Annotated in this window: 1 pseudogene; it reads left to right on the top strand. The window is 71.5% G+C overall.

The annotated features are described in order from the left end of the window. Positions 1 to 4 precede the first annotated feature (4 nt). Positions 5 to 10,693, top strand: a pseudogene (locus OG407_RS01270) (type I polyketide synthase); the annotation flags it as partial. Positions 10,694 to 10,743 lie beyond the last annotated feature (50 nt).

The following is a 10,743-nucleotide window of genomic DNA, read 5'->3' as shown; positions in this document are numbered from 1 at the left end:
ATATGAGAAGGTCGTCGAGGCGCTGCGGAAGTCGCTCGAAGAGGTCGGCTCGCTGAAGAAGCGCAACCGCCAACTCGTCAATGCCTCACGGGAACCGATCGCGATCGTGGGCATGGCCTGCCGTCTGCCGGGCGGAGTGGCGAGCCCCGAGGACCTGTGGCGCCTGGTCACCGAGGGCCGCGACGGTGTGTCCGGCTTCCCGGCCGACCGCGGCTGGGACCTGGACGGCCTGTTCGACGCGGACCCCGAGAAGACCGGCACGTCGTACGTCGACCAGGGCGGGTTCCTGCACGGGGCGGGCCTGTTCGATGGCGGCCTCTTCGGGATCTCGCCGCGTGAGGCCCTTGCGATGGACCCCCAGCAGCGACTGCTCCTGGAGACCTCCTGGGAGGCCCTGGAACGTGCCGGGATCGACCCCGAGACCCTGAAGGGCACGGACGTCGGCGTCTTCAGCGGCATCATGGGCGTCGACTACTTCGCGGGTGGCAACGTGCCCCCCGAACTGGAGGGGTTCACCGGCACCGGAGCGGCGGCCAGTGTGGCCTCGGGCCGGGTCTCCTACGTTTTCGGCTTTGAAGGCCCCGCGGTCACGCTCGACACCGCCTGCTCGTCGTCCCTGGTCGCCATCCACCTCGCCGTCCAGGCGCTGCGCCGCGGGGAGTGCTCGATGGCGCTGGCCGGCGGCGCGACCGTGATGGCCACTCCCGGTCTCTTCATCGACTTCTCGCGGCAGCGCGGGCTCGCCTCCGACGGCCGGTGCAAGTCGTACGCGGATGCGGCCGACGGTACGGGCTGGGCCGAGGGCGCCGGTGTCGTCGTCCTGGAACGACTGTCCGAGGCCCGGAGCAAGGGCCACAAGGTGCTGGCGGTCGTCCGTGGCTCGGCGGTCAACCAGGACGGTGCGTCCAACGGCCTGACAGCGCCCAACGGGCCTTCGCAGCAACGCGTCATCCGCAAGGCGCTCGCCAACGCCGGTCTGTCGACATCGGACGTGGACGTGGTCGAGGGGCATGGCACCGGCACGGTGCTCGGCGATCCGATCGAGGCACAGGCGCTGCTGGCGACCTACGGTCAGGACCGGTCTGCCGAACGGCCTTTGTGGCTGGGTTCGTTGAAGTCCAACGTCGGTCACACGCAGGCGGCTGCGGGTGTTTCCGGTGTGATCAAGATGGTGCTGGCGCTGCGGCACGGAGTCATGCCGCCCACCCTGCATGTCGATGCCCCGTCCTCGCAGGTGGACTGGTCGGCGGGCGCCGTGAAGGTGTTGGCCGAGGCACGTGACTGGCCGGAGGCGGACCGGCCGCGTCGGGCGGGTGTCTCGGGCTTCGGCGTGAGCGGGACGAACGCGCACGTGATCCTGGAGCAGGCACCGGAACCCGAGACGGAACCGGCAGAGCCCGCAAAGAGTGAGGGCGCCGTGCCCCTGGTGATCTCGGCGGCCTCCGCGGAATCACTGTCCGGACAGGCCGAGCGCCTCGCCTCCCTGCTCGAATCGTCGGACAGCGTGTATCTGCCGGACGTGGCGGGTGCGTTGGTCGCTCAGCGGGCGGTGTTGTCGGAGCGTGCGGTGGTGGTTGCCGGGTCGCGTGGGGAGGCGTTGGCCGGGCTGGGTGCGCTGGCGCGGGGTGAGTTGAGTCCTGTTGTGGTCAGGGGGAGTGCCGGCGGCTCGGTTCGTACGGTGGTGGTGTTTCCGGGTCAGGGTTCGCAGCGGGTGGGGATGGGCCGTGAGTTGTATGGCCGGTATCCGGTGTTCGCGGAGGCGTTCGATGCGGCGTGTGCGGCGCTGGATGGGCAGTTGTCAGGGTGGGTGGAGTATCCGGTCCGGGATGTCGTCCTTGGCGAAGCGGGTGATTTGAGTCGGACGGTGTTTACGCAGGCGGGGTTGTTCGCTGTGGAGACGGCACTGTTTCGGCTGGTGGAGTCGTGGGGGCTCAGGCCGGATGCGGTGATGGGCCACTCCATCGGCGAAATCGTGGCGGCGCATGTGGCTGGGGTGTTGTCGCTGGCGGATGCTGCGGTGGTGGTGGCGGCGCGGGGCCGGTTGATGGAGGCGCTCCCGTCGGGTGGCGCGATGGTGGCGGTGGCGGCGTCGGAGGCGGAAGTCGCCGGGCTGTTGGGTGAGGGCGTTGGTCTGGCGGCGGTCAACGGCCCCGCGTCGGTGGTGCTTTCGGGTGTCGAGGACGCGGTACTGCGGGTGGCGGGGAAGCTCGCGGAACAGGGTCGTAAGACGAAGCGGCTGACTGTCTCGCACGCTTTCCATTCGGTTCTGATGGAGCCGATGCTCGACGAGTTCGCGCGCACCTTGTCTCAAGTGTCGTGGTTGGAGCCGGAGTTCCCGGTGGTGTCCAACGTGACCGGGCGGTTTGCCGGGCCGGGGCAGCTCACCGACCCGCAGTACTGGGTGGACCATGTCCGCCGTCCGGTGCGTTTCGCCGACGGTGTCACGGCCGCGGCCGGTGACGGAGATGTCGTCTTCGTTGAACTCGGCCCGGGCGCGGCCTTGTCGAGTGTGGTGGCCGAATCGGCCGGCGAACGGGCGACCTGCGTCGCGGCTCTTCGGGACGGGCGTCCGGAGGCGCAGACCCTCCTCACCGCGACGGCCGAGGTCTTCGTGCACGGTGGGGCGGTCGACTGGAGTGGGGTCCTTCCGGCCGGTGCCGGGACCGTCCGGGTCGACCTTCCGACGTACGCCTTCGACCACCAGCACTACTGGCTCCCCGCTACTCCTGCCACCGATGTCTCCTCGCTCGGCCAGGGCAAGGCCGATCACCCGATGCTCGGTGCGGTGGTGCGGCTTCCGCAGTCGGACGGTCTGGTCTTCACTTCTCGTCTCTCCCTGCGTACGCACGCCTGGCTCGCGGACCATGCCGTCGGCGGGGTCGTCCTGGTCCCCGGTACCGGACTGGTGGAGCTAGCGGTTCGGGCCGGTGACGAGGTCGGCTGCGGCACACTCGACGAACTGGTCATCGAGGCGCCCCTCGTCGTCCCCGCCCAGGGCGGTGTCCGTGTCCAGGTCGCCGTCGGCGGCCCCGACGAGAACGGCGCCCGTACCGTCGAGGTGTACTCCGCCCGCGAGGACGCCGAGGCCGACGGAGCCGGTGCATGGACCCGGCACGCGTCCGGAATGCTGGCGCCGACGACGCTTGCCGCGCCCGCTGCGAAGTTCGACTTCGCCGCCTGGCCGCCGCCCGGGGCCCAGCCGATGGACATCAACGGCGGCTACGACCTGCTCGCGCGCGCGGGCTACGCCTATGGGGAGTCGTTCCAGTGCGTACGCGCTGTATGGCGGCGCGGCGACGAGGTCTTCGCCGAGGTCGCTCTGCCGGAGGAACTGCGCGACAACGCGGCCCGGTTCGGCATCCACCCGGGACTGCTGGACGCCGCCCTGCACTCCAGCATGCTCAACGCGGCCGCCGCCCTCCGCGGCCGGGTCCCGGACGACACGGCGGCCGACGAGCCCGTCGTACGGCTTCCGTTTGCCTGGAAAGGTCTGGCGCTGCACGCCGCCGGAGCTTCCTCCATCCGGACACGGGTCGTACAACTCGCGCCGGACACCATGGACTTGGAGGCGGTCGACGACGCGGGTGGTCTCGTCCTCAGGCTGGACTCCCTGGTCTCCCGGGCCATCTCCGCCGAGCAGTTGGAGGCCGCGGCCGGCACCGCACCGGGCAGTGACTCCCTGTTCACGGTCGAGTGGACCGAACTGCCCGCCCCGGCGCCGGCTCCGGCCCCGGAGGCCGGGATGCCGTCCGCCCTGCCGCAGTTCACCGTCGTCGAGGCCGTCACCGCCGGTGACACCGACGCTCACGCCGAGACTCCCTACGCACTCACCAGCCGCGTACTGGAGGCCGTTCAGACCTGGTTGGCCGACGAGACGGCCGACGACGCCTCGCGCCTCGTCGTACGCACCCGGGGCGCCGTCGACGCCGGCGGTGACGCGGCGCTCACTGACCCCGCAGGCTCGGCCGTGTGGGGCCTGGTCCGGGCCGCGCAGGCGGAGAACCCTGACCGGATCGTACTCATCGACACCGGATTACCCCTCTCCGATGGCGAGTTGAGCACCGTACTGCATACGGCCGAACCCCAGCTCGCAGTCCGTGGTAGCCAACTGCTCGTCCCCCGGCTCGCTGTGGCCGACGTGTCGGTGTCCGCACCCGCTCGCACGGTTCTGGACCCGGAAGGCACCGTCCTGGTGACCGGCGGCACGGGGTCTCTCGGTGCGGTGCTGGCCCGTCACCTGGTCACCCGGTACGGCATCCGCCGCCTCGTGCTGACCAGTCGGCGCGGCCTGGAGGCGGACGGCGCCCGCGACCTCGTGGCCGAACTGCGAGCCCTGGGTGCGGAGTCGGTCGATGTCCCGGCGTGTGACGTGACCCACCCGGAGGCCCTGGCTGCTCTCCTCACCGAACTCTCCGCGTCCGAGCACCGGCTCACTGCGGTCGTCCACGCCGCGGGCGTCTTCGACGGCGGGGTGATCGGCGACATCACTCCTGAGCGGATGGCCCGCGTGTTCGCGCCGAAGGTCACCGCCCTTCAGCAGTTGGACGAGCTGACGCGCGAACTCGTCCCGGATCTCGACGCGTTCGTCGTCTACTCCTCCGTCTCCGCTGTCTTCCTGGGCGCGGGAACGGGCAGTTATGCGGCTGCCAACGCCTTCATGGACGGCCTGATGGCCAGGCGTCGAGCCGACGGTCTGTCGGCCCTGTCCCTCGCGTGGGGACCGTGGGAGCAGTCCTCCGGCATGGGCGCCGAACTGGACGAGCTGGCCCGGAGTCGGATGAACCGGCGCGGCGGTGTGGAGCCCCTGTCGGCGGACGAGGGCCTGGCGCTGTTCGATGCCGCCCTGCACAGCGACCGTTCCCTGCTCGTCCCGGCCAAGCTGGACCTGCACGCCCTGCGCGCTGCCGCCACGGCCGGCGCCGGGGTGCCGCCGCTGCTGCGCGACCTGGTGCGGCCGGCTCGTCGGCAGGCGGCGCGCGGGGCCGCGCAGGACGGCGGCAGCGGGCTCGCCGCACGGCTGGCCGGGCTTGCGCCCGCCGAGCGGAAGGCGCTGCTTCTGGACCTCGTCCGTACCCGTGTCGCCGCCGTGCTCGGGCACGCGGGTGCGGCGAAGGTAGTGGCGGAACGGGCGTTCAAGGACGCCGGCTTCGACTCGCTCACCTCGGTCGAGCTGCGCAACCGCCTGCGCGAGGCCACCGGCCTCAGCCTCCCCGCCACGGTCGTCTTCGACTACCCCACCCCGCTTGCCCTGGCACGTTTCCTGGACAGTGAGTTGGACGGGACGGGAGCCGCACTGACCGCGGCGGGTCCGGTGACGCCGGCCTCGGCGGTCGCGCACGATCCGGACGATCCGGTGGCGATCGTCGGCATGGCCTGCCGCCTGCCCGGCGGGGTCGCGAGCCCCGAGGACCTGTGGCGGCTGGTCACCGAGGGCCGGGACGGGGTGTCCGGCTTCCCGAACGACCGCGGATGGGGTCTGGACAAGCTCTTCGACAGCGATCCCGAGCACGAGGGGACCTCGTACGTCGACCAGGGCGGCTTCCTGTACGAGGCCGGGCACTTCGACCCCGCGTTCTTCGGGATATCCCCGCGCGAGGCCACGGCGATGGACCCGCAGCAGCGGCTGTTGCTGGAGACGTCGTGGGAGGCCATGGAACGGGCGGGCATCGACCCGGGCACGCTCAAGGACGCGGACGTCGGCGTGTTCAACGGCATCATGGGCGTCGACTACTACGCGGGCGGCAACGTGCCCGCGGAACTGGGCGGCTTCGCGCTGACCGGCACCGGAGCGAGCGTGGCGTCAGGCCGCATCTCGTACTCGTTCGGGTTCGAGGGGCCCGCGGTGACCGTCGACACGGCCTGCTCGTCCTCCCTCGTCGCCCTCCACCTCGCCGCCCAGGCGCTACGTCAGGGCGAGTGCTCGCTCGCCCTGGCCGGCGGTTCGACCGTGATGTCGAGCCCGAGCATGTTCATGGAGTTCTCCCGGCAGCGAGCGCTCGCGTCCGACGGCCGCTGCAAGTCGTACGCGGACGCCGCCGACGGCACCGGCTGGGCCGAGGGCGCCGGCGTGGTCGTACTGGAGCGTCTGTCGGAGGCGCGCCGCAACGGCCACCCCGTCCTGGCCGTGCTGCGCGGCAGCGCGGTCAACCAGGACGGCGCGTCCAACGGCCTCACCGCCCCCAACGGCCCCTCCCAGCAGCGCGTCATCCGCAAGGCCCTCGCGGCGGCCGGCCTGTCGACGGCCGACGTCGACCTGGTCGAGGGCCACGGCACCGGCACCGTACTCGGCGATCCCATCGAGGCACAGGCCCTGCTCGCCACCTATGGGCGCGGCCGACCCGCCGACCAGCCGCTCTGGCTGGGCTCGCTGAAGTCGAACATCGGCCACGCCCAGGCAGCCGCCGGTGTCTCCGGCGTGATCAAGACCGTGCAGGCGCTGCGGCACGGCGTCATGCCCGCGACCCTCCACGTGGACGCGCCCTCCGCGCAGGTCGACTGGACGGCCGGCGCCGTCGAACTGCTCACCGAGGCCCGCGCCTGGCCGGAGGTCGAGCGGCCTCGCCGGGCGGCGGTGTCCTCCTTCGGCCTGAGCGGCACCAATGCGCACGTGATCCTGGAGCAGGCGCCGGAACTGGAAGAGGCGTCTGAGCCGACACCTGAGCCGGAGCCGACGGTGGATGTCGTCGACGGAGCGGTGCCGTTGGTGGTGTCCGCGCGTAGCGCGGGCGCTCTGGCAGGTCAGGCGGAGCGGCTGCTGGCGTTCCTCGGTGGCCAGGAGGTTCCTCTGGCGGACGTGGCGGGTGCGTTGGTCGCTCAGCGGGCGGTGTTGTCGGAGCGTGCGGTGGTGGTGGCCGGTTCGCGGGAGGAGGCGTTGGCGGGGTTCGGCGCACTGGCGCGGGGAGAGTCGGCTGCGCGGGTGGTGACGGCCGGTGCTCCGTCGTCCGAGGCGTCGAAAGTCGTGCTGGTGTTTCCGGGTCAGGGTTCTCAGCGGGTCGGCATGGGCCGTGAGTTGTATGCGCGCTATCCGGTGTTCGCGGAGGCGTTCGATGCGGCGTGTGCGGCGCTGGACGGGCAGTTGTCGGGCTGGGTGGAGTATTCGGTCAGGGACGTCGTCCTGGGTGAGGCCGGTGATTTGAGTCGGACGGTGTTTACGCAGGCGGGGTTGTTCGCTGTGGAGACGGCACTGTTCCGGCTGGTGGAGTCGTGGGGTGTGAAGCCGGATGCGGTGATGGGCCACTCCATCGGTGAAATCACCGCAGCGCATGTGGCTGGGGTGTTGTCGCTGGCGGATGCGGCGGTGGTGGTGGCCGCGCGGGGCCGGTTGATGGAGGCGCTCCCGTCGGGTGGCGCGATGGTCGCGGTGGCGGCGTCGGAGGCGGAGGTTGCCGGGCTGCTGGGCGAGGGTGTGGGCCTGGCGGCAGTCAACGGCCCTGCGTCCGTTGTCCTTTCGGGTGTCGAGGATGCGGTACTGGCGGTGGCGGGGAAGCTCGGGGAGCAGGGTCGCAAGACCAAGCGGCTGAGCGTCTCGCACGCCTTCCACTCGGTTCTGATGGAGCCGATGCTCGACGAGTTCGCGCACACCTTGTCTCAAGTGTCTTGGTCGGAGCCGGAGTTCCCGGTGGTGTCCAACGTGACCGGGCGGCTTGCCGGGCCGGGGCAGCTCACCGACCCGCAGTACTGGGTGGACCATGTCCGCCGTCCGGTGCGTTTCGCCGACGGTGTCACGGCCGCAGCCGGTGACGGAGACGTCGTCTTCGTTGAACTGGGCCCGGGCGCGGCCTTGTCGAGTGTCGTGGCCGAATCGGCCGGCGAACGGGCGGCCTGTGTCGCCGCTCTGCGGGACGGCCGTCCCGAAGCGCAGACCCTCCTCACCGCTACCGCCGAAGTCTTCGTCCACGGCGGCTCCGTCGACTGGGCGGGCATACTGCCGGTTGCGGGTGCTTCGCACCTCGACCTCCCGACGTACGCCTTCGACCACCAGCACTACTGGCTCCCGGCAGGCGGCCCCGGCGCGGGCGGCGATGTCGCCTCGCTCGGTCTGACCGGCACCGATCACCCCATGATCGGCGCGTTCGTCGAGGTGCCGGAGACCGGTGGGGTGCTCTGCACCTCCCGTTTGTCGCTGCGTACCCATCCCTGGCTGGCCGACCACGCCGTGGGCGACACCGTGCTCATGCCCGGTACCGGGCTGGTGGAACTGGCTGTTCGCGCGGGTGACGAGGTCGGCTGCGGCACACTCGACGAACTGGTCATCGAGGCGCCCCTCGTCCTGCCCGAGCAGGGCGGTGTCCGCGTCCAGATCAGCGTCGGGGGACCGGACGAGACCGGAGCCCGCACCGTCGCCGTCTACTCGACCCCCGAGGACGCCACCGGCGAGCCCTGGACCCGCCACGCCACCGGCACCCTCACGGCGACCGCCGCCGTTGCCGCCCCCGGCTTCGACGGCACCGCGTGGCCGCCGCCCGGCGCCGAACCGGTCGGGATCGAACCCGAGGACTTCTACGCGGGGCTCCTCGCCCACGACTACGTGTACGGGCCGGTCTTCCGCGGTCTGCGCGCGGCATGGCGGCGCGGTGACGAGGTCTTCGCCGAGATCGCCCTGCCGGAGGAGGACCGGACGAGCGCCGTCGGCTTCGGCATCCACCCGGCCCTGCTGGATGCCGCCCTGCACGCCAAGGCATTCCTGGCCGCCGACGACGAGCGCACGATGCTGCCGTTCGCGTGGAACGGACTGACACTGCACGCCGCCGGCGCCGCCACACTCCGGATCCGCGTCGTACGGCCGACGGCCGACTCGCTGGCCCTGGAGGCCTTCGACGAGACGGGCGCACCGGTCCTGACGGCGCGGTCGCTGGTCTTCCGCCCGGTGACGGCCGCCCAGTTGGGCGCGACGGCCGGGAGCGGCGGTGGTTCGCTGTTCGCGGTCGACTGGCCGCAGGCGCCCCGGAGCGTGGAGGCGCCGATGCCGTCCTGGGTGCGGCTGTCCGACGCCGAGGAGGTGGCGACGCTCGCCGACGACGTCCTGACCGGGGCGGCCGAGGCGCCCGAGGCGGTGGTCCTGACGGCCGTCACCGAGGGCGTGGACGACAGCCCACTGGATCTGACCGACCGGGTCCTGGAGGTCGTCCAGACCTGGCTGGCGGGTGGCGGCCTCGAAGACACCAAGCTGGTGGTGGTGACCCGGGGCGCCGTCGCGGCGGGCGGCGACGCGACCGTCATCGACCCGGCCGGTGCCGCCGTGTGGGGCCTGGTGCGGGCCGCGCAGGCGGAGAACCCGGGACGGATCGTCCTTCTGGACGCCGAAGCCGCTGAAGCTGTCGAAGTCAACGAAGTCAACGAAGTCAACGAAGTCAACGAAGTCGGCGAAGCCGCAGCAGTGGCAGCAGTGGCAGAACCTGTCGAACTCTCCTTCATCGGGGCGCAGTTGGGTGCTGTCCTGGCGCTCGGTGAGCCTCAGGTCGCGCTGCGGGGTGCGGGGATCCACCTCCCCCGGCTCGCTCGGGCCGATGTGTCGGCGTCGGCAGCTTTGTCCGGCCGCGGAGTGCTGGATCCGGAGGGTACGGTCCTGGTGACCGGTGGTACGGGTTCTCTGGGTGCGGTCCTTGCCCGGCATCTGGTCACCGAGTACGGCATCCGTCGTCTCGTGTTGACCAGCCGGCGTGGTCCGGAGGCGGAGGGTGCCCGTGACCTCGTAGCCGAACTGCGGTCGTTGGGTGCGGAGTCGGTCGATGTCCCGGCGTGTGACGTGACCGATCCGGAGGCGCTGTCCGTCCTCCTCGCCCGGCTCGCCGGGGTCGAGCACCGCCTCACCGGCGTCGTCCACGCCGCGGGTCTCTTCGACGCCGGAGTGATCGGTGACATCGACCGGGAACGTCTGGAGCGGGTGTTCGCCGCGAAGGTGACGGCGACCCGCCTGCTGGACGAGCTGACCCGTGAACTCGTCCCGGATCTGGACGCGTTCATCGTGTACTCGTCCGTCTCGGCGGTGTTCCTGGGTGCGGGTACGGGCAGTTACGCCGCCGCCAACGCCTACATGGACGGGCTGATGGCCAGGCGCCGCGCCGACGGCCTGCCGGCCCTGTCCCTCGCCTGGGGTGTGTGGGAGCAGACCTCGGGTATGGCGGCGAACACCGACGACCTCGCCCGGAGCAGGCTGAACCGACGCGGTGGACTGCGGTCCATGACCCCTGCGGAGGGCATGGAGCTGTTCGACGCGGCCCTGCACAGCGACCGTTCCCTGCTCGTCCCGGCCAAGCTGGACCTGCGCGCTCTGCGGGCCGACGCCGCCGCGGGCCGGGAGACGCCCGCGCTCCTGCGCGGACTGGTCGGGGCTCAGCGGAGAGCGGCCCGGCCGGTCGTGTCGGGCGACGAACGCCGCAGGCTCGCCGAGCGGCTCGTGGGACTGTCCCCGGCCGAGCGGGCGGCGACCCTCCTGGATCTCGTACGCGCCCAGGTGGCGGTCGTTCTCGGCTACGGGGCGAATCAGCGGATCGACGCCGACCAGGGTCTCTTCGAGGTCGGCTTCGACTCGCTCACGGCGCTCGAACTGCGCAACAGGATCGGCGAGTTGATCGGGGCCAAGCTCCCGACCGGGCTGGTCTTCGACCACCCGACGCCGGCGCTGCTCGTCGCACACCTGCACGCGCGGCTCTTCGGCGAGGACGCTCCCGTCCTGTCGGGGGTGGCCGTGTGACAGGAGCGTCGGCACCGGCCACCAGGCAGAAACGCACGGCGAAAGGGGAC

The organism is Streptomyces sp. NBC_01515, from assembly GCF_045040345.1.
Taxonomy (GTDB): Bacteria; Actinomycetota; Actinomycetes; order Streptomycetales; family Streptomycetaceae; genus Streptomyces.
This window is presented reverse-complemented; position numbering and strand designations above follow the sequence as displayed.